The 19,563-nt window shown below is 34.0% G+C and carries 19 protein-coding genes; 9 read left to right on the forward strand and 10 right to left on the reverse strand.

Annotation, left to right across the window (positions count from 1 at the left end; genetic code table 11):
* Window positions 1–299: 299 nt before the first annotated feature.
* Both OYT91_RS14235 and OYT91_RS14240 read right to left on the reverse strand, forming a co-directional pair.
* Entirely contained in the window at window positions 300–1,463 is a 1,164-nt protein-coding gene (locus tag OYT91_RS14235; protein ID WP_281238493.1) for an iron-containing alcohol dehydrogenase, read from the reverse strand.
* Window positions 1,464–1,560: 97 nt separating this feature from the next.
* Window positions 1,561–2,331, reverse strand: coding sequence for a type 1 glutamine amidotransferase domain-containing protein (locus tag OYT91_RS14240; RefSeq protein ID WP_281238494.1), 771 nt, complete (start codon window positions 2,329–2,331; stop codon window positions 1,561–1,563).
* Between the two features lie 88 nt (window positions 2,332–2,419).
* On the opposite strand from OYT91_RS14240, the gene OYT91_RS14245 reads away from it, so the two are divergent.
* Window positions 2,420–3,316 carry a LysR family transcriptional regulator gene (locus tag OYT91_RS14245; RefSeq protein WP_349293205.1) on the forward strand — a complete coding sequence of 299 codons (897 nt, stop codon included), beginning with the start codon at window positions 2,420–2,422 and terminating at the stop codon, window positions 3,314–3,316.
* Here the strand turns inward: OYT91_RS14245 and nadD are convergent, their stop codons facing one another.
* The 7 genes from nadD to OYT91_RS14280 form a co-directional block, all read right to left on the reverse strand.
* The gene (gene nadD / locus OYT91_RS14250; protein WP_281238496.1) at window positions 3,317–3,928 is read right to left on the reverse strand and encodes a nicotinate (nicotinamide) nucleotide adenylyltransferase; all 612 of its coding nucleotides are present in this window, start codon (window positions 3,926–3,928) and stop codon (window positions 3,317–3,319) included.
* 84 nt (window positions 3,929–4,012) lie between these two features.
* Window positions 4,013–4,585: a guanylate kinase gene (gene gmk, locus OYT91_RS14255; protein ID WP_281238497.1), complete on the reverse strand. Its 573-nt coding sequence runs from the start codon at window positions 4,583–4,585 to the stop codon at window positions 4,013–4,015.
* Window positions 4,586–4,683: 98 nt separating this feature from the next.
* Entirely contained in the window at window positions 4,684–5,544 is an 861-nt protein-coding gene (locus OYT91_RS14260) for a YicC/YloC family endoribonuclease (protein ID WP_281238498.1), read from the reverse strand.
* Between the two features lie 60 nt (window positions 5,545–5,604).
* Window positions 5,605–6,516 carry a DMT family transporter gene (locus OYT91_RS14265; protein ID WP_281238499.1) on the reverse strand — a complete coding sequence of 304 codons (912 nt, stop codon included), beginning with the start codon at window positions 6,514–6,516 and terminating at the stop codon, window positions 5,605–5,607.
* A 68-nt stretch (window positions 6,517–6,584) separates the two neighbouring features.
* Window positions 6,585–6,917, reverse strand: a complete 333-nt coding sequence (locus OYT91_RS14270) for a type II toxin-antitoxin system RelE family toxin (RefSeq protein WP_269224252.1) — start codon at window positions 6,915–6,917, stop codon at window positions 6,585–6,587.
* Window positions 6,907–7,140, reverse strand: a complete 234-nt coding sequence (locus OYT91_RS14275) for a hypothetical protein (protein ID WP_269224251.1) — start codon at window positions 7,138–7,140, stop codon at window positions 6,907–6,909. Before OYT91_RS14275 ends, OYT91_RS14270 begins: the two co-directional genes overlap by 11 nt.
* 110 nt (window positions 7,141–7,250) lie before the next feature.
* Window positions 7,251–7,601 (reverse strand): arsenate reductase family protein, encoded by a 351-nt coding sequence (locus OYT91_RS14280; protein WP_269224250.1) that lies wholly within the window; start codon window positions 7,599–7,601, stop codon window positions 7,251–7,253.
* 74 nt (window positions 7,602–7,675) lie between these two features.
* Here OYT91_RS14280 and OYT91_RS14285 point away from each other — a divergent pair, with 74 nt between their 5' ends.
* Together OYT91_RS14285 and OYT91_RS14290 are read left to right on the forward strand one after the other, a co-directional pair.
* Complete coding sequence (locus OYT91_RS14285) at window positions 7,676–8,131, forward strand: DinB family protein (protein ID WP_269224249.1); 456 nt, start codon at window positions 7,676–7,678, stop codon at window positions 8,129–8,131.
* 62 nt (window positions 8,132–8,193) lie between these two features.
* Window positions 8,194–9,339, forward strand: coding sequence for a cystathionine gamma-synthase (locus tag OYT91_RS14290; RefSeq protein WP_269224248.1), 1,146 nt, complete (start codon window positions 8,194–8,196; stop codon window positions 9,337–9,339).
* Window positions 9,340–9,404: 65 nt separating this feature from the next.
* Here the strand turns inward: OYT91_RS14290 and OYT91_RS14295 are convergent, their stop codons facing one another.
* A complete protein-coding gene (locus tag OYT91_RS14295) occupies window positions 9,405–10,190 on the reverse strand; it encodes a THC0290_0291 family protein (RefSeq protein WP_281238500.1) in 786 nt (261 codons plus the stop codon).
* A 278-nt stretch (window positions 10,191–10,468) separates the two neighbouring features.
* On the opposite strand from OYT91_RS14295, the gene gdhA reads away from it, so the two are divergent.
* The 6 genes from gdhA (at window position 10,469) to OYT91_RS14325 (ending at window position 19,540) form a co-directional block, all read left to right on the forward strand.
* The gene (gene gdhA / locus OYT91_RS14300) at window positions 10,469–11,812 is read left to right on the forward strand and encodes an NADP-specific glutamate dehydrogenase (protein WP_281238501.1); all 1,344 of its coding nucleotides are present in this window, start codon (window positions 10,469–10,471) and stop codon (window positions 11,810–11,812) included.
* A 485-nt stretch (window positions 11,813–12,297) separates the two neighbouring features.
* Complete coding sequence (locus tag OYT91_RS14305; protein ID WP_281238502.1) at window positions 12,298–12,813, forward strand: GNAT family N-acetyltransferase; 516 nt, start codon at window positions 12,298–12,300, stop codon at window positions 12,811–12,813.
* A 287-nt stretch (window positions 12,814–13,100) separates the two neighbouring features.
* On the forward strand, window positions 13,101–15,395 hold the full coding sequence (porZ, locus tag OYT91_RS14310; protein WP_281238503.1) for a type IX secretion system anionic LPS delivery protein PorZ: 2,295 nt from the start codon (window positions 13,101–13,103) through the stop codon (window positions 15,393–15,395).
* Between the two features lie 71 nt (window positions 15,396–15,466).
* On the forward strand, window positions 15,467–16,180 hold the full coding sequence (gene recO, locus OYT91_RS14315) for a DNA repair protein RecO (RefSeq protein WP_281238504.1): 714 nt from the start codon (window positions 15,467–15,469) through the stop codon (window positions 16,178–16,180).
* Between the two features lie 174 nt (window positions 16,181–16,354).
* Window positions 16,355–17,473, forward strand: a complete 1,119-nt coding sequence (locus tag OYT91_RS14320) for a peptidase associated/transthyretin-like domain-containing protein (RefSeq protein ID WP_281238505.1) — start codon at window positions 16,355–16,357, stop codon at window positions 17,471–17,473.
* A gap of 180 nt (window positions 17,474–17,653) precedes the next feature.
* Window positions 17,654–19,540, forward strand: a complete 1,887-nt coding sequence (locus OYT91_RS14325) for a BamB-related PQQ repeat family beta-propellar protein (RefSeq protein ID WP_281238506.1) — start codon at window positions 17,654–17,656, stop codon at window positions 19,538–19,540.
* The last annotated feature ends 23 nt before the right edge of the window (window positions 19,541–19,563 follow it).

The following is a 19,563-nucleotide window of genomic DNA, read 5'->3' on the forward strand; positions in this document are numbered from 1 at the left end:
TTTTATTAAATTTAATCAAAAGTACTTAAAAATATACCAATAATACAAATTAATTTTTTTTGCGAAGCCTAGAATTTAGGGGGCTATATAAATATTTTATTAAAAAATTAAAATATTTATATTTTTTTTAGATTTTACACAATATAAATACAATACTTACGTTGTAAGTGATTATAAATAAATTGTTTAGAATTTTAAATATGAAAATTGAGTTAGTTAGTTTTGTTTTAGTATTTTAAAAAGGCGTTCTTGTTGGTTAAGTGAACGCCTTTTTTTTATGTATTATTTTATTGTAGCAATTAATAACTCATCGTTACAATTTCTTTCACTTTTTCTAAAGTAATATTTTGCTTTTCTCCTAGAGCTTTCCAGCCTCTTTTCTCAAAACGGTCCACTATAAAATCAGCTGTTTTTTCGATATTTTCTGCATTTTCAGATAACAAGGTTTTCATTCCCATTGTATGAAAGAAAGCTACAGTTTTATCTATGGCAGCCAAAGCAATTTCTTCTTCAGTACCCGTTAAATTGAATACGCGTTTTCCGTATTGTGCTAATTTTCGTTTTTTAGTTTCAAACATAACTTTGTATAAGTTTGGTCCTATAATAGCCAATGTACGGGCATGGTCAATTCCGTAAAGTGCTGTCAATTCATGACCAATCATGTGAGTAGCCCAATCACTTGGAACTCCTTTTTGTATCAAACCGTTCAATGCCATCGTACAACTCCACATAAAATTAGAAGCCAAAGCATAATCGGTTGGTTTTTCTACTACATCTGGTCCTATTTGAAGTAAGGTTTGCAAAATACTTTCCGCAATTCGATCTTGCAGATATCCTTCGTGTACATACGTTAGATATTGTTCGAGAACGTGTGTATACGCATCTACAACTCCATTTTGCAATTGTCTTTTTGGTAAAGAAGCAATTACCGTTGGATCACAAATTGAAAACTTTGGAAATAAAGCCGCACCTCCAAAATCTAATTTTTCTTGAGTAGCAGCAATAGTTACCACGGATCCCGAATTCATTTCACTTCCCGTTGCAGGCAAAGTTAATACGGTACCAAACGGAATTACATTTGATCCTTCTTTAAAAATAATTCTCTTTTTAAGAATATCAATTGGGTCTCCTTCAAAAGGAACGGCTGCCGAAATAAATTTTACTCCGTCAATAACGCTTCCGCCACCAACAGCTAGAATAAAATCAATTTTTTGTTCTCTGATGATTGCAACGGCTTTCATCAAAGTCTCAAAATGTGGATTGGCTTCAATTCCTCCAAATTCAACAATTTCATATCCTTCCAAACTTTTGCGAACTTGCTCGTGGATTCCATTTTTAAAAATACTTCCTCCACCATATGCAAGAAGAATTTTTGCATTGGCAGGAATCAGTGTTGGTAATTTTTCTATTTGTCCTTTTCCAAAAACCAATTTGGTAGGATTGTATAATTCGAAATTTAACATGATGTTTTTTTTAAGAGATACTAAGTTACTGAGAAGCTAAGAAACTAAGTTTTTTAAATCTTAGCAGCTTAGCTTCTTGGCATCTTAGCAACTTTAATTATTTTTTTGAATTCAATTGAGCTAATAATTTTTCAGCAACTAATTTTGACGAAGCAGGATTTTGACCCGTAATTAGTAAACCATCTTCTACTGCATAAGGATGCCAATCGGCTACTTTGCTATAAGTTGCGCCATTGGTTTGTAATGCATCTTCTAATAAGAATGGAACAATTTTAGTTAATCCAACTGCTTCTTCTTCGGTATTAGCGAATCCAGTTACTTTTTTTCCTTTCACCAAAAATTGGCCATTTACCTTTACATTTTTCAAAGCTGCTGGTGCATGACAAACAAAAGCAACTGGTTTTTTATGAGTATAAAAATCTGAAATCAAAGCAATAGAAGTTGCATTCTCAACCAAATCCCAAAGTGGACCGTGACCTCCTGGGTAAAAAACCGCATCATAATCAGCTTGATTTACGTCTGCTAATTTTTTGGTATTTTTTAGTTTTTCCAATAAAACGGTGTCAGCATCAAATCGTTTGGTGTCTTCGGTTGCCGATGCTGGATCAGCACTTTTTGGGTCAATTGGAGGTTGTCCTCCCTTTGGAGTGGCAATGTCTATTGCTACACCTTGGTCCAACAATGCATAATAAGGAGCAGCCAATTCTTCTGTCCAAAATCCTGTTTTTTCTCCTGTGTTACCCAATTGATCATGACTTGTAACTACAAATAATACTTTTTTCATCTTTTTGTTATTTTGTTTTTGTGCTGTTGCTATAAAGCAACTTACGGTTAATGCTAGAATTGTTAATACGGTTATTTTCCTCATGACTGATTTTTTGATACTGCAAATTTATGGCGAATATGGTATTAGTAAAAATAATTTAAATTATGTTTGTGATAAATATATTTATATCATGGTTAATCTAGAGTGGTACCGAACGTTTAAATCGGTGTATAAAAACGGAAATTTTTCTTTGGCTGCCAAAGAATTATTTATCAGTCAACCAGCAGTAAGTCAGCAAATAGTGATGTTGGAGGCACATGTGGGTTACAAACTTTTCAATCGAAAGTCCAAGGGGGTTGAACCGACAGAATATGCTAAGTTACTCAATAATTTAATCATTGATGCCTTAGATCGACTGGAAAATGTAGAAAATGGTTTTCGAGCTAAGGCTTTCAATGCCAATCGTTTATTGTCGGTCGGTATTTCCAGACATTTAATGAGCAGTATTGGGAGCGCATTGATTGCCAAATTTGATTTTATCGATTTTACATTCCATACTAATGATGCGCTGTTTGATTTGGTGAATTCCAAAAAACTTGATTTTGCTATAGTAACCAAGAAATTTGACACTTTTGATACGCTTCAAAAAAAGGTGGGTGAAATCAAACAAATTATCGTGGGTTCAAACAATATTGATCTTTCGAGCATCCAACAAAATTGTAAGATCAATGATTATGTTTCCGTTGAAAATTGGCTTAACGATCAAAAATGGTACAGTCATGATGCTGGAATTCCGCATATTAAATTATTTTGGTTGCATGTTTTTGCCAAAAAAAGACCTTCGATGGTAGCCAATTATATTATTCCATCCGAATATGAAATGCTTGAAATCCTCAGCAAAAACACAGGTGTTGCAGTTACCTGGAATATCAATGCGAAAAATTTGATCCAAGAAAATAAATTGCAATTGATCTGGGACAGCAAAGAAATGCCCACTACCGATATGTTTTTATTGTCGGGAAAAAATGATAATTTGAGTGCTATTTTTCAGGATATTGAAACTGAATTAAAAGCAGTTTTAATCTAACTACTTTCTATAAAAATTATTATGATCAATATATTCCCAAACTTTATGAGGTAAAAGAGGCTGAACATTTTTTCCTCTCTTAACATTTTCTCGAATAAAAGTCGAAGATATTTCCACAACAGGAGCATCTATCATGTGTACTTTGGGATGGTTTTTCAAATCCGAATTTTGATGCACTAGCTCGTCTTTAAGGCTTGTGTCAGTTTCGGAAGAAATGCGGGGATATACATAAATATCATGGTGTGCCATAATCACTTCAAAGTTTTTCCATTTGTGTAATGACTTTAAATTGTCTTCTCCCATAATCAAGGAAAACTGGTGATCTGGATGTTTTTCCTGTAAATGTGCTAAAGTATGAACGGTATAGTTGGGTTGTGATAATTTGAACTCTATGTCCGAAGGTTTTATTTTAGGAAAATCTTCGGTGGCAAGATGCACCATTTGTAAACGGTGATAGTCATCGAGTAAAGTGCTTTTCTTTTTCAGTGGATTGTGTGGCGTAACCACCATCCAGACCTGATCCAAATCGGCATGTTCGGCCATGTGATTGGCAATGATAAGATGCCCAACATGAATGGGATTAAACGTTCCGAAATAAAGTCCGATTTTCATGAGTTTAATTGAAAGATTTAAGAATTGAAAGATTTAAAAATTACGAAAAGTGAATTTAATTTTTAAATCTTTCAATTTTTAAATTTATTTGTTTACAAAATTCTTCACCAATTGATACGCTTCTTCCAGAGCAACTGGTAAATCATAATTTTTGATAATTACATCAAATTGTGGCGCAGTAGCCAGTTCTACTGAAGCTTTTGCAATACGCATATTGATTTTGTCATCACTTTCGGTAGAGCGCTCCTTTAATCTTCTTTTGAGTTCATCAACACTTGGAGGTTTAACAAAAACAGCCAAAGTTTCCTCAGGAAATTTATGCTTGATGCGTAATCCGCCTGCAACGTCAATATCAAAAATCACGTTTTTTCCTTTGGCCCAAATGCGTTCTACTTCGCTTTTTAATGTACCGTAGAAATTATCTCTGTAGACTTCTTCCCATTCTACAAAATCTTCGGCCTTGATGTGTTTTTTAAACTCTTCCAAAGACATAAAGTAATAATCCTTGCCATTTACTTCTTCGCCACGTGCTTCCCGTGTAGCTGCCGAAATCGAAAATTCTAAATTCAAATCTTCTTTTCCTAATAAATGTCTAACTATGGTTGTTTTTCCTGATCCCGATGGTGCCGAGAATACGATTAATTTTCCTTTCTTCATTGCTTTATGCTTTTCTTGCAAGGTTTTTTTGAACCTTGTAGGTATGGTTTTAAAATAGGAAACCTACAAGGATTAAAAAAAAAACTTGCAGGTTAACTTTATAGTACATTCAATACTTGTTCTTTAATTTTTTCCAATTCGTCTTTCATCTGAACCACTAATTTTTGCATCTGCGCATGGTTCGATTTCGATCCCATAGTGTTGATTTCACGACCCATTTCTTGGGTAATGAATCCTAGTTTTCTACCGTTGGCTTCGGTTCCGTTGATAGTTTCCAGGAAATAATCCAAATGATTGGTCAAACGTACTTTCTCTTCGGTGATGTCCAGTTTCTCTAGATAGTAAATCAATTCTTGCTCAAAACGGTTTTCATCTACATTGACTTTCAATTCTGTTATGGCAGTTTGCAAACGGTCTTTTATCGCTTGAACACGCTCAGGATCCAGTGCCAAAGCTTCGGTCATATATTGACGAATATTCCCGATACGCAATTGAAATTCGTTTTCTAGAGATTGACCTTCGTCTTTACGGAAATTCAAAATATTTTGTAACGCTTCTTCGATTACGGTTTGAATTTGTACCCAGTCATTTTCGTCGATTTCCTCGCGTTCAATTTTCATGGTGTCAGGCATGCGCACGGCCATTTTCATCAACTCGGTTTCATCGGCATTGGCATATACTTCTCTCAATTGATTGATGTATGCTTTTACGATAGGCACATTAACCTTGGTCGAAGTTTGTTCAGCGGTACTTTCGATAAAAATAGAAAAATCTACTTTACCTCTTTCTAGTTTCAGTGCGATTTGGTTGCGTAAACCCAATTCCATTTCGCGATATAGAGAAGGCATTCGTACATTTAAATCCAAACCTTTACTGTTTAAAGATTTTACTTCTACTGTAATTTTTTTGGAAGGTAATTGCAAAGTAGCTTTACCAAAACCAGTCATCGATTGTATCATATTGTTTTCTAAAAGTGTGTAAAGATAATAAAAAAAGCCCCCTAACCCCCGAAGGGGGAATTAAGAAGTCTTGAAATTCCCCCTTCGGGGGTTAGGGGGCTTCTGTGTTACCAAATAAACTCCAGTAAATATTAATAGAGCGGAACCGATCTTAACTAAACTCAAGGTGTCTTTACCTAAACTAATGGCAAAAATGGTGGCAAATAAGGGTTGCAAGTAAATGAAAACGGCTACTGTGGTTGGTTTTAATTCTTTCATCGAAAGTAAATTTAACAAATAAGTTAAGAAGGTAGAAATTACGACCACAAAACCTATTTTCCAGTAAATAGCTGTTGGAACAATAGTCCAATCAACAGTTGAAAATTGACTCCATCCAAAAGGCAAAACCATTACAAAACCAAATAAATAAATCCATTTTACAAATGTAAAAGCACTGTATTTATTCATTAATTTCTTTACTATAATCAGATAGAATCCATATGAAATAGCATTGACCAAAACCAGAAAGTTGCCCAATCCAGATTGCGAAGTATCGCCAATGGATTTTCCATAAAGTATAAGAGATGCCGTTCCGATCAAACCAAGAACAATTCCCAATACCATTCTTTTTTTCATGCGTTCCTTTATAATAATGGCCGAAAGTACCAAGACAATCATTGGTGTAGAAACCATAATGACCGCGGCCGAAATAGGAGAGGTTAAGCTTAACCCTTTGAAAAAAGTCAGCATATTAAAGGCAACTCCAAAAAATGCAGCAGCAATTATTCGAGGAAAATCATTCAGTGCAATTTTTTCTTTAGGCATAAAAAGCCAAACCAACCAAAACAAAAGCATGGAACCTCCAGCGCGCATAAGGATGAATCCGTAGGCATCGATGTATTTTGGCATTACATCTTTGGCAATGGTAAAAGTGATGCCGTAAATTATAGAAACTATAGTGGCGCCAATTAAGGCAAGATTTCTTTTAGACATTACTAAATTTGGGGTTTTGATTATTTTAAATCTCCATCTATTTCGAAGAAGAGTTGAGGTTGGGTCTTTTAATCTAAATCTAGACTTTTTATCAAATCCCGAATAACAGCATCAGAAATTGAAGTGTGCTCGGATTTGTCGTAAATAGAAAGTAAATAAACCGTTTCTTCTTGAATATAAATATAAGAAATTACTCTAGCACCACCACTTTTACCTTTCCCTTTGGAAGCAATTGCCATTCGGATTTTATAGCAATTTTGAAGAATTTCATCACCCCTTTTGGGGTTTGATTCCAAGTCGTCCAAAAGTTTTTCATAGTCTTTTGGAATTGAGCGATGTTTTTTTGACAATGATTTTAGTTCTTTATCAAATGTTGGGATAGCGATTATTTTATAGCTCATCTAGCAACTCTCTTGCGGGTTTTCCTTTTAGTTTACCAGCTTTTATCAACTTCATTTCTTCAACAGCTTGGCGGATGTTGTTTAGGATTTCTTCTTCGGTTTGTTCTGGTTCATCCCAAGTTTCCAGATCTTTATACTTTGCTTTCATCTGTTTCCATTCTTTTATAGGAATAAAAACTCCCGCAGCTTTTCCTTTTTCGTTTTGAATGATTTGTAAACTCATGACATTGAAATTTAGAGTGTAAAGATAAAGAAAAAAGTGTTCAGTGTTCAGTCGTAATTTAGAGTTAAGTCACTGTATATTGTTTTGACCCCAGAGTAATCCTTTCTTTTTTACACCAAGGCTTTCATTACTTGAAGTATATTTTGTTGTGTATTGCCAATGTATATTTTTTCATTAATGATAAAAACTGGACGACTCAAGAAGGTATAATGCTCTAGTATGAATTTTTTGTAATCGGCTTCGGTAAGGGATTTGTTTTTTAAATCCATCGATTTATACAATTGTGCTTTTTTACTAAACAAGGCTTCGTAACTCCCTGAAAGGCGATGCATTTCCTCTAGTTCTTCAATAGTAATAGGGTTTTGTTTGATGTCATGAAAAACCAAATCATGATCTTTTGGTAGTGATTTTATAATTTTGCGGCAGGTGTCACAAGAAGCGAGATAGTATATTTTATTCATTTTTTTCTTTTTTCTGAATGCAAAGGAAATCATTTGACACTTAAAATGTTTAATTTTATGCAAAAATTACAATCATGCAAGATACATTTGAAGTAAACAGAACAGGCAGAAAAATGTTGAGTTCTTATTTTGAAAATTACACATTAGAACAACTGAATAAAATTCCAGATGGATTCAGTAATAATTTAATTTGGAATTTAGGTCATATTGTGGTGACGCAACAATTATTAGTTTATAAATTATCAGGTTTGCCAATGGCGGTGTCTGATGAGATGGTTGAAAAATATCGTAAGGGTACCAAACCGGAACACGATGTGACACAAGAAGAAGCCAATCAAATCCAAGCATTGTTATTTCAAACAATAGACCAATTAGAAGTTGATTATAAAAACGGAATTTTTGTGAATTATCAAGAATATCCAACTTCTACGGGGTATATTTTAAAAAGCACAAAAGGAGCAATTGAATTTAATAACTTTCACGAAGGCTTGCATATTGGAATTATGATGAGCATCAGAAAGTTTATTTAACTTTGCAGGTCAATTTATAAAAAAGAGGTTAGCTAAGAACTAACTAAAAAACAAAAATCCAAATGAAATTCAATACCAAAGTTATTCATGGTGGACAACATCATGATCCAAGTACAGGAGCGGTAATGCCTCCAGTATACCAAACCTCGACCTTTGTACAAACAAGTCCAGGAAAGCCTTTAAATCCAGATTACGAATACAGTAGAGCCGCAAATCCTACACGTACAGCGCTTGAGAATGCTTTGGCGAGTATCGAAAACGGAACACGCGGATTGGCTTTTTCATCAGGATTGGCCGCTACGGATTGTATTTTAAGATCGTTTAAAGCGGGTGACGAAATCATCGCTATGGATGATTTATACGGTGGTACCTACAGAATGTTTACCCGTATTTATAAAGATAGCGGAATTGTATTTCATTTTGTCGATATGAATGATTTGGATAAATTCAAGAAGTTGATTACTAAGAAAACCAAAATGGTTTGGGTAGAAACACCAACAAACCCTTTAATGAAATTGGCCGACATTCAAGAAATTGCCAAAATTACCAAAGCGCATAATATCCTTTTTGCTGTTGATAATACTTTTGCAACACCTTATCTACAAAAGCCTTTGGACTTAGGAGCTGATATTGTTATGCATTCGGCCACTAAATATTTAGGAGGGCATTCAGATGTAATTGCTGGTGCTTTGATTGTAAAAGACGAAGCTTTGGGAGACCAATTGCATTTTCAGCAATTTGCTACGGGAGCGACCTTGGGGCCAATGGATAGTTTTTTGGTACTTAGAGGTATAAAAACCCTGCATTTAAGAGTGCAAAGGCACTGTGAAAATGGCGCTAAAGTGGTTGAATTTTTGAGTAATCACTCCAAAATAAAAACAGTTTATTACCCAGGATTGCCGAGTCATCCACATCATGAAATCGCGATAAAACAAATGAGCGGTTTTGGAGGAATGGTTTCGTTTACATTTGTTTCAGGTAAAAAAGAAGAAGCAATTGATTTTCTAGAAAGACTAAAAGTATTCACTCTAGCAGAATCTTTGGGTGGAGTTGAATCCTTGGCCAATCATCCAGCACTAATGACGCATGCATCAATTCCGGAGGACAAAAGAAAAGCAATTGGAATCACAGACGATTTGGTACGATTGAGTGTTGGTATCGAAGATGCTGATGATTTGATTGCCGACTTGATTCAGGCATTAGAATAAAGGTGTAAAAAAAATCCCAATTTTATTAAACGAATAAAATTGGGATTTTTTTTGAACTATTTTGTCTAGTATTCTAAATAATAGATATAACCCACACCAACAAATGTTAGCCAGTCATTTTGTTTATTTTCTAGATACAATTCTTTATTTGGATTAAGACCATCAACCCAATCTGAATTGAAATATTGAACTCTTAGATCAAGTACAAGATCCGACATTCTATTTAATTTATATCGTGTTCCGATATTTACAGTTTCCGAAAGAACGGCTTTACTTTCATTAGAAAAGCCATGAGGACGACCTTCAGATGGAACCAAATATTTAGGGTGAGTAGTAGTCGCATTTCCTAATTCTCCCATAGTCGATGTCGCAGTCGCTGTATAATAGCTCATTTGAGCTCCCAATCCTATATAAGGCGCGAAACTTCCAATTGTATTTTCAAAATCATGAATATGCAAAGGGAAATATTCCAGTTGGAAACCTAAATTAATTAATTGAGTAGTACCTCTCATCGCTTCGAGCTGCTTGGATCCAATGGAATTTTTTTTGATCCATTCGCCATAGTGCTTCAAACTTGATTTGCTATAAGATAATTCGGATCTTAATTTGAAATGTTCTTTAAAATAGATGTTCTCATTGTCGTTGTACGAGAAGTTCATATAATCGACAATTGCAATACCAAAGCCCATATTGTTTAAATTGGTTTGGGTATTGTCACGTTGCCCATAATCGGACCGGAATTCGACGCGGCCAGTAATTACTCCAACTTCGTGTACAATTCCAGATTGGGGGAAAGCTGGAACGATACATCCAAATAGGATAATGATTACTAATAGTTTGTGTTTGATCATAGTAGGTTATTTTTCAAAATGGCGCAAAGATATAAAAACTATGTGCACTCAAATTATTATTCTCAAATATTTAAAAAACAGTAGGTTTTTATCGATTCATTACGAAAACTACATCGATTTCGTAAAATACATGGGCCATATATTGAATTTATTATAAATGATTAATAAAAAGATAATTTTGTAGTAAATGATCAAAAAAAAAGTTAAAATATTTAAAGAAGATGTATCTTTGCAAAACTAACGGAAGCGTTTTTTGAAACGTTTATAATTTAATAATCATGTCACAAAGTATTACAGATTTTATCGAATTAGTTGCCAAAAGAAATCCGAACGAGCCGGAATTTATGCAAGCTGTTACAGAAGTTGCTGAAACAGTAATTCCTTTTATCGAAGAAAACAAGAAATACCAAAACAAAATGCTTTTGGAAAGAATGGTCGAATCAGATCGAATCATAATGTTTCGAGTAGTTTGGACAGACGATAAAGGTGATACACAAGTTAATAGAGGATACCGTATTCAAATGAACTCGGCTATCGGACCATATAAAGGAGGAATCCGTTTTCATCCATCAGTAAATTTAAGTATTTTGAAATTCTTGGCTTTCGAGCAAACGTTCAAAAACAGCTTGACTACATTGCCAATGGGTGGTGGAAAAGGTGGAGCCGATTTTGATCCAAAAGGAAAATCAGATAATGAAGTAATGCGTTTTTGTCAAGCCTTTATGACTGAATTGTCGAAACACATTGGTGCCAACACCGATGTACCTGCAGGAGATATCGGAGTGGGTGGAAGAGAAGTTGGATACATGTTTGGTCAATACAAAAGACTTAGAAACGAATTTACTGGAGTTTTAACCGGTAAAGGAATTTCGTTTGGAGGTTCATTAATCCGTCCAGAAGCTACAGGATACGGAGATGTATATTTTGCACAAAGTATGTTGGCTACCAAAGGAGAAAGTTTTGCTGGTAAAACAGTTGTAATCTCAGGTTCTGGAAACGTAGCACAATATGCTGCTGAAAAAGCAACTCAATTGGGTGGTAAAGTAGTAACAATGTCTGATTCTGCTGGATATATCTACGATGCAGACGGAATTGATGCTACCAAATTAGCACACGTAATGGAAATCAAAAATGAGTTAAGAGGAAGAATTAGCGATTATGTTGCCAAATATCCAAATGCCAAATATGTAGCAGGTAAGCGTCCATGGGAAGTAAAATGTGATGTAGCCTTGCCATGTGCGACTCAAAATGAGTTAAACGAAGACGAAGCCAAAACTCTTGTGGCCAACGGATGTATCTGTGTTGCCGAAGGAGCAAATATGCCTTCTACGCCAGAAGCAGTTCACGTTTTTCAAAAAGCAAAAATCTTATTCGCTCCAGGAAAAGCATCAAATGCTGGTGGAGTTGCAACTTCAGGACTTGAAATGTCACAAAACTCATTGCGTTTAAACTGGACTTCAGAAGAAGTAGACGAAAAACTAAAAACCATCATGAAAGACATTCACGCATCTTGTGTGAAATACGGTTCGGATGCCGCAGGTTATGTAGACTACGTAAGAGGAGCCAACATCGCAGGATTTGTAAAAGTTGCCGATGCTATGCTTGCTCAAGGAGTAGTATAATTTTTGACTTCAGAATATAAATATATTGAAATGCCTTTTTTCTGTAAAGATTAAAGGCATTTTTTTGTGCTTATAGCGAACTGAATTCAAAAATTGTTAATCATAACTCTGCAGTCTAAAATCTAAAATTTCTGGGCGAAACCCCATTATAGTAAGTGGGCAACTTTAGACCCCGCTTATTCGCCCACTTTCCATAATGCGGTCGGGCTCTCCACGCTACTTCGGTAGCTAGTTCCTATCCCTTTCGCGAACACCACAACTTCAAGGAAAACGAGATATTTATATTTTTTTAAGACCAAAAGTAAAATCACATATTCAAAAATTTTTCAAGAAATTATAAGTATTATTGAATATATTTGAGAACAGTACAGGTAAGTTATGAAGATGTATGTGTTCATTCAGTTTTCGGTGGATTTAATTAATCCCAACCTCTTTTTGCAGCACTAGATAGTTACTGCAATTGTATAAATAAATAAATTACACTAATGGAATACCACTTTAGAAAAGCCAAAATAGCTGAAATCCCTTCAATATGGGCTATTTTGCAATTGGCTATAGAAAGGAGAAAAAAGGACGGAAGTAATCAATGGCAGGATGGTTATCCAAACCCCGATGTGGTACAAAAAGATATTGAAAAAGAGACAGGATTTGTATTGACCGATGGAGAAACAATAGTTGGTTATTGCGCCATATTGATCAATGATGAACCTGAATATGCAAAAATTGAAGGAAAGTGGTTGACCAATGATGATTTTGTTGTGTTTCATCGTGTGGCTATTTCCGAGGCTTATTTAGGGAAAGGTTGTGCCCAAAAAATGATGGAACATATAGAAGACTTTGCTCGCCAGAATAATATTTATAGTATAAAAGCAGACACAAATTTTGACAACTTTGCCATGATTAAAATTTTCGAAAAGTTGGGTTACACTTTTTGTGGCCACGTTTATTTCCGAGGTGGACAAAGAAAAGCATACGAAAAAATGTTAGTTAAATTTTTCTAAGATTGGATAGGTACAAAATCTCCTAAAACCATCAGCAGTCATTTTTTAAACGGAGACTCCTCAATAGGAAAAATATCACAAAGATGCGCAAAGGATTCGCAAAGACACGCAAAGGGAAATCGAATTCATTGAATGGAGCTTAAAAAACTTTGTGATTCTTCGTGTGACTCTGCGTAATAATGTCTAATGCTGAATCCGGGTTAAACTAATGCGTTTAACCGAGAATCATTATTCCAGAATCTTTATTTCTTTCCTTTGTACTATATTTGTGAATCAATATCCATTCCATGCAAAAAAGGCTTTTATACCTACTTTTTTTATTCGTATTACAAAACACTTTTGCCCAAAGTAATTTGTCTTGGCAAGGCTATTTTTCTTTTACCCAAATCAAAGCATTATCTCAATCGCCAACTGCTATTTATGCTGCTTCCGAGAATGTACTGTTTTCCAAAGACAGCAATACAAATAGCATAAAAACCACCACAACTGTTGATGGACTTTCAGGTGAAACCATTACAGCACTTTATTACAGTCCAACTTTTAACAAAACGATTGTTGGCTATCAGAATGGATTGCTCATGGTCATCAACGAAGCCGATGGATCGATGCTCAAAGTGGTCGATATTATTAATAAAAATTTACCTGCCAACATTAAGCGAATCAATAACTTTGATGAATTTAATGGAATTGTTTATGTTGCAACAGACTTTGGAATCGTGCAATTCAATTTGGCCACGTCCAAGTTTGGAGACACCTATTTTATTGGTGACAATGGATCCGAAATAAAGGTAACTCAAACTACAGTTTTCAATGGAGTTATTTTTGCTTCCACTTCGAGCGGAATTCGAAAAGGGGATACCGCCAATCCTAATTTAATCGATTTCAAACAATGGCAAGTGACAACCGCAGGTGATTGGTCAGGGATCACTGCTTTTGGCACCGATTTATATGCAGTAAATTCAGTAGGTTACGTTCATAAATACGATTCGGGTTCCAATACGTTTATTGGTTTTTTGCCATTGGCGGAAGTAATCACTAATTTTCGTTCTACTACCGATTACTTTATCATAACGACAGCCTATAACATCTTTATTTATAACAATCAAATGGTATTGCAACGGCAAATTAACAGAAACCAAATTTCAGAAATAAATTCAAGTTTTAGCAGTACAACGATAATAAAGGATACGATTTATATTGGTACAACCGCAAACGGATTGATTACGACTTCGCTTTTGTCCACATCAACCTATGAAAATATAACACCAATTGGGCCTTCCCGCAACAATATTTTCTCGTTGCAAGTGACTCCAACACAACTTTGGACTGTATATGGTGATTATGATGTTTTTTACAATCCTTATCCATTGGATGATTTTGGAATCAGTAAATACAGTACTTCGGGTTGGTTGAATATTCCTTATGATTCAGTTTTTGGAGCCAAATCGATGACCCGAATTGCAATCAATCCAACCAATGAGAATAATGTGTACGCCAGTTCATTTTTCTCGGGTTTGTTAAAAATTGAAAATGATATCCCAACAATTTTATACAATAAATCCAATAGTAGTTTAGAATCATTAGCTATCAGTCCGCCAGATCCTAATTATATTGATATCAGGATCAATGGTTCTGCCTTTGATAAATCGGGTAATTTATGGGTGACGAATTGCAGGGTTGCCAATGGTTTAAAAATGCTTAGCTCTAGTGGGCAATGGAAAAGTTATGCCATGGATAAAATATTATCGGACTTTAATAGCAATGATTTTGCCACTATGGTCATCGATAAATATGGTACAAAATGGATGGCAACCAATAAAAACGGTATAATCGGATTTAATGAAAGCAGCAATACCTTCAAGAAAATCACTTTTGGCACAGACCAAGGAAATTTACCGATTCAAGATGTTCGAGCAGTTGCTGTAGACACCAAAAACCAACTTTGGATAGGAACAACAAAAGGGTTAAGGGTTTTATCAAACGTAAATAGTTTTCAAACCGAGAGCCAGTTGACAACCCAAAGCATTATTATTTTGGAAGATAATTTGGCTCAAGAATTGTTATACGAACAATTTATAACCGACATAGAAGTTGATGGAGCGAATTATAAATGGATAGGAACTGCCGATGCAGGTGTATTTATGGTGTCACCCAATGGTCAGGAAACCAAGTACCATTTTACGACAGACAATTCGCCATTACCGAGTAATGTAATAAACGATATTAGTATCAACAGCAGTACAGGAGCCGTTTTTATAGCGACTTCCAAAGGATTGATTTCTTTCAAAGGAATTGCAACAACGGCCAGTAATGACCTGAGTAATGTATATGTGTATCCCAATCCCGTTCGCCCTGAATATGAAGGTACTGTAAAAATTAACGGATTACTCAATAAAGCCAATGTAAAAATTACAGACGTGGCAGGCAATCTGGTTTATGAAGCGACTACCGAAGGTGGAACTTTAGAATGGGACACAACTGCTTTTGGAAAATACAAAGTAGCATCGGGAGTATATATGATTTTTGTTTCTGCTCAAGATGGCGTAGAAACCAAAGTCAAAAAAGTGATGATTATAAGGTAGTGTTCAGTGTTCAGTTTTTTAGTGATCAGTGAGCCGTATAACTGATAACGTATAACACATAACCCAACAAAATGCTAGTTAAAACCAAAGCCATAGTCATTTCGTCTTTAAAATTTCAAGAGAAAAGCTTGATTGTAAAATGTTTTACCTTATCGAGCGGACTGAAATCTTATTTTGTTCGGGATGCTTTTTCGTCTCGAAAGGCGAGTCAAAAAATGGCCTATTTTCAACCTTTGACGATCATCGAAATTGAAGCGGTTCATAAAAACAAAGGGACTTTAGAAAACTTCAAAGAAGTAAAAATTTCGTCTCCTTTTCATTCCATCCATTCCGATATTTACAAAAGTACCATGGTGATGTTTCTTTCCGAAATTTTAAACCATTCAATACATGAGGAAGAAAAAAACGAATCCTTGTTTACTTTTCTAGAAACAGCTTTGCATTGGTTGGACCAACACGATGAAATTGCCAATTTTCATTTGATTCTAATGCTGGAAACCTCAAAGTACCTTGGTTTTTATCCAGACACTTCGGATATGGATATGCCTTTTTTCGAAATGACCGAAGGAGTTTTCGCTCCTTTTCATGCCATTAGTTCCCTTAGTGAACATGAAAGCCAATTGTTTAAAAAACTAATTCAATTGAAATTCGACACCGACCAAAAAACGTTTCATGTCATAGAAAGACAATTGCTTTTGAAAATTTTAATCGATTATTACAGTTTTCATCTCGACGGATTCAAAAGACCAAAATCTTTGGATGTTTTGAAAGAAGTTTTTTCTTGATTGTTTAAGTTTTATGCAGTTCATTTTATAGTTGAATTGAAAGTAAAAAAGATAAGTACTTAAGAAGTTATAAGTATAAGAAAATAGTTTATTTTCGCTTTCTAATTCTTACATATTTGGTTTATGCGACTTTTTTCTTTAAGATTATTTTTTGTCATTTTTATTTGTTTCTCTATGCAATCGCAAACTTTGCGAACCAGCAATATAATCGTTGATATCTCGACTAAGTTACCTTTGGGGAATGTAAATATATTTAATGAGAGTGATAATTCTGCAACGAATGAAGATGGTTTATTTTCTTTTGTTTCTGGCAATAACGAAATCAATTTTAATTTACTAGGCTACATTCCGATTAAAACAACTTTTGAAGAAATAAAAAAGCTGGACACCATTTTTATGCAGGCTAAAACGTTTGAATTGAAGGAAGTTGTTGTGTCTAACCTAGATCCATTTATGAAAAAAGTATATGATAAAATGGGTGAAAATTCTATTCCAAATTACACCTCAAACTTTTTTTTAAGAAATGTTTTAAAGAACGACAATACAATTGTTAAGTTACAAGATGTTTACGGTAAAAGAAATAAAAACAACAGCCAAAAAGACAAGACAAAGATTGATATTTTGAATATGAGGAAAATAAGCCTTTTTGAGAAAAAAAACCGTGTAGATTTAAAATTTCCTGATTTTAATGAATTTTTCACGCCACCATTTCCTGCAATTGATAAATGCACTTTTGAGGAAGTAGTTTATAATGATAGTAACTATAAAAAAATTGAATTTGAGGCAAATGAGAAAGATGGATGGGGACAAATTATGAAAGGGTACTTTATTATTAATCGTAATGATTATGCAATAATTGAATTCTATATTTCAATGCTTGATAATTCGGAGGTAGTACCGTATAAAAAAATAATGCTTTTGGGAACACAATACAGGACAGTAAAATATAATAGACTTATACAGTTTGCCAAAAGCGCAACTTTAAATAAATATTATTTGAGTAATTCCAAACTTGATAGCGAAGTAGAAGTGCTAGCCGATAAAAAAATAGAGAAAACATTTTATTATAAGCTTGCGATGGATTATTTCACAACAAACAGTCCAACAAATGAAAATATAAATTCAAATTTTTCTGTTGACCAAGATCTATTCAAAGCGAAATTCTCTTATTCAGAAGATTTTTGGAGTAATCAAAATCAATTGCCTCTGACAAATGAATTAAAATATTTTTTGAAACGAGTTTCTGAAAGTAAAGAGAAGAAAAAAGAATTTGAGATAATTGGAAATTTTTAAAAAAACGTCACTAAATTAATAGATTATTTTAAAATCTTTGGATGTTTTGAAAGAAGTTTTTTCTTAAAATAAATATAAAATTATATATTTGCTTTCAATCAAAATGCATTACTTTTTTTGTGAATTTATTGCATTTTAATAGAAAAAACAAACCAAAAGTTATTTAAAAAAACCAACAAAATGAAAAAAATGAAGTTTTCAATGTTGCTGATTCTATTTGTCAGCATATCGGTGTTTTCACAAAGAAGTTTCGATGAAGTTATTAAGACAGATAGCAATATCTCAGATTTGGTCCAAAACGAAATTACTGGAATTATTGTGTTTAAAGGAAGTGGAAAAATTAGCGGGATAGATGCTGAAACCAAAAAAGTAGTATGGACATTAACCAAAGAGGATTATGGAAATCCATCAACTATGGAAATTTTAGGGGATGGCGATTTTGACAAGATGTTTAAAGAAAAAAAAGAATTAAAAAGTGTTCCTAATAGCCCTTATGTAGAAGCTTATATCAATTCTAAATTCTTAATCATAAACACTGATACTGGAAAAATAGTTTACAATTCATCCAATGAATCTTTTTGGGTTGTACAATCTGATTTTCTTCCTGAAACGAATGAATATTTGATCACTGTAAGAGAAAAAGGGAATATGAATATTGCCTTAATAGATATGTCAACAGGAAGTATCAAGTGGAAAACTGCTGTTGATAAAGCAAAATCTATATTTAGTTTGTCTCTAAAATCAATTATCAATAAAGCTCAGGTAAATGGAGCTACAATTTATTACCTATTATACGGAAAACTATATTCTTTTAATAGAGAATCAGGAAAATTAAATTGGCAAGCCGAAGAAGAATATACTAAATTTTTCCCAACTCAAAACGATAATAATATTGTTGTAATTAATTCTGCTGGAACATTTTCATCAAAAGAGTACCTAAATGTTTTGAGTACTGAAACTGGAAAAAGTATCTGGAAAGAGTCTATAAAAACAAAATATGTAGTTTATCTTGAAGATTGGGGAACCAAATTATTGATAGCGCATTTCGGAGGATTTAACTTTTTCGACCTAAAAACAGGTGAAAAAATATGGAAAAAAGATGCTCGTGGAGATGGATTGAAAAAAGTGATTCCTATCGATAAAGACTTTTTGTATGTTGCCGAAAATGAAATGATGTTGATCAACAAAGACGGAGAAAAACTTTGGAAAAACTTTATTGAAATTGCAGATGACAAAGAAGATCCTATTTTCTACTTAGGAAAAGTGGGAGAAAAAGTAATGTATCTTACTGGAACTTATGGGAATATGGTAGATTACAAAACGGGTAAAAAATTATGGAAACGTAACATACAGTTTAATAAAGATCGTCCAGTTTTACCAACTTTTGATGAATTAACCAATTCGTACTTAGTATATAATGACGAGAAATTATACAAATTCAATCCAACAATTGATGATAAACCAGAGCCCTTTGCAAAAGTGAATATCAAAAGAGAGAAAGAATTAAACAGTATCGAAATGTTTCCTTGGGGAGTTGCGCTTTCTGGACCTGTAGAAGTAATGGGTGTTGCACTTGATGGAACAATAAAATATCATGTTACGTACAGTCAACCGGGTGAAACTGGAAGACAGTTTATAAAAGGAGGTGCAATGTTAGCTAGTTTTGCATTGGGAGCCACATCTGTAGCCACAGGAATTCAAGGTTCTGAATGGACTATGACTACTCGTGATGCCGATGGTAACGAAACTACATCTGTAGTAAAACAAAAAGACAAAGCAAAACTAAATCAATCTGCTGCTGCTGCTGCTGGAGCTGGTGCAATGGCAATGGTAGCCGAAAAATTTGGATCTCGTTTTAATGCGATGAAACAAAATAAAGATTTTGCCTATATTTTTGCAAAAACCGAAACTGGTGAAAAAATGCTAGTAAAAGTTAGAAAATCAGACGGAGTTGAAGTTGATAAATTAATATTTAAAAACAATCACCCCGTTTATGAAATTGATCCAGCCACACAAAACATTTTTTATGTGTTAGATGATTCAATTGAAATTTTTAATAAGAAATAAAAACGTAAGAGCCATCAAAATTT

It is taken from the genome of Flavobacterium praedii (genome assembly GCF_026810365.1).
Classification (GTDB): Bacteria; Bacteroidota; Bacteroidia; order Flavobacteriales; family Flavobacteriaceae; genus Flavobacterium; species Flavobacterium praedii.

What these genes read in the sequence shown, in the direction of transcription:
- OYT91_RS14235 (WP_281238493.1), bottom strand. Translation starts at nt 1,463, where the DNA reads ATGTTAAATTTCGAATTATACAATCCTACCAAATTGGTTTTTGGAAAA.
- OYT91_RS14240 (WP_281238494.1), bottom strand. Translation starts at nt 2,331, where the DNA reads ATGAGGAAAATAACCGTATTAACAATTCTAGCATTAACCGTAAGTTGC.
- OYT91_RS14245 (WP_349293205.1), top strand. Translation starts at nt 2,420, where the DNA reads ATGGTTAATCTAGAGTGGTACCGAACGTTTAAATCGGTGTATAAAAAC.
- nadD (WP_281238496.1), bottom strand. Translation starts at nt 3,928, where the DNA reads ATGAAAATCGGACTTTATTTCGGAACGTTTAATCCCATTCATGTTGGG.
- gmk (WP_281238497.1), bottom strand. Translation starts at nt 4,585, where the DNA reads ATGAAGAAAGGAAAATTAATCGTATTCTCGGCACCATCGGGATCAGGA.
- OYT91_RS14260 (WP_281238498.1), bottom strand. Translation starts at nt 5,544, where the DNA reads ATGATACAATCGATGACTGGTTTTGGTAAAGCTACTTTGCAATTACCT.
- OYT91_RS14265 (WP_281238499.1), bottom strand. Translation starts at nt 6,516, where the DNA reads ATGTCTAAAAGAAATCTTGCCTTAATTGGCGCCACTATAGTTTCTATA.
- OYT91_RS14270 (WP_269224252.1), bottom strand. Translation starts at nt 6,917, where the DNA reads ATGAGCTATAAAATAATCGCTATCCCAACATTTGATAAAGAACTAAAA.
- OYT91_RS14275 (WP_269224251.1), bottom strand. Translation starts at nt 7,140, where the DNA reads ATGAGTTTACAAATCATTCAAAACGAAAAAGGAAAAGCTGCGGGAGTT.
- OYT91_RS14280 (WP_269224250.1), bottom strand. Translation starts at nt 7,601, where the DNA reads ATGAATAAAATATACTATCTCGCTTCTTGTGACACCTGCCGCAAAATT.
- OYT91_RS14285 (WP_269224249.1), top strand. Translation starts at nt 7,676, where the DNA reads ATGCAAGATACATTTGAAGTAAACAGAACAGGCAGAAAAATGTTGAGT.
- OYT91_RS14290 (WP_269224248.1), top strand. Translation starts at nt 8,194, where the DNA reads ATGAAATTCAATACCAAAGTTATTCATGGTGGACAACATCATGATCCA.
- OYT91_RS14295 (WP_281238500.1), bottom strand. Translation starts at nt 10,190, where the DNA reads ATGATCAAACACAAACTATTAGTAATCATTATCCTATTTGGATGTATC.
- gdhA (WP_281238501.1), top strand. Translation starts at nt 10,469, where the DNA reads ATGTCACAAAGTATTACAGATTTTATCGAATTAGTTGCCAAAAGAAAT.
- OYT91_RS14305 (WP_281238502.1), top strand. Translation starts at nt 12,298, where the DNA reads ATGGAATACCACTTTAGAAAAGCCAAAATAGCTGAAATCCCTTCAATA.
- porZ (WP_281238503.1), top strand. Translation starts at nt 13,101, where the DNA reads ATGCAAAAAAGGCTTTTATACCTACTTTTTTTATTCGTATTACAAAAC.
- recO (WP_281238504.1), top strand. Translation starts at nt 15,467, where the DNA reads ATGCTAGTTAAAACCAAAGCCATAGTCATTTCGTCTTTAAAATTTCAA.
- OYT91_RS14320 (WP_281238505.1), top strand. Translation starts at nt 16,355, where the DNA reads ATGCAATCGCAAACTTTGCGAACCAGCAATATAATCGTTGATATCTCG.
- OYT91_RS14325 (WP_281238506.1), top strand. Translation starts at nt 17,654, where the DNA reads ATGAAAAAAATGAAGTTTTCAATGTTGCTGATTCTATTTGTCAGCATA.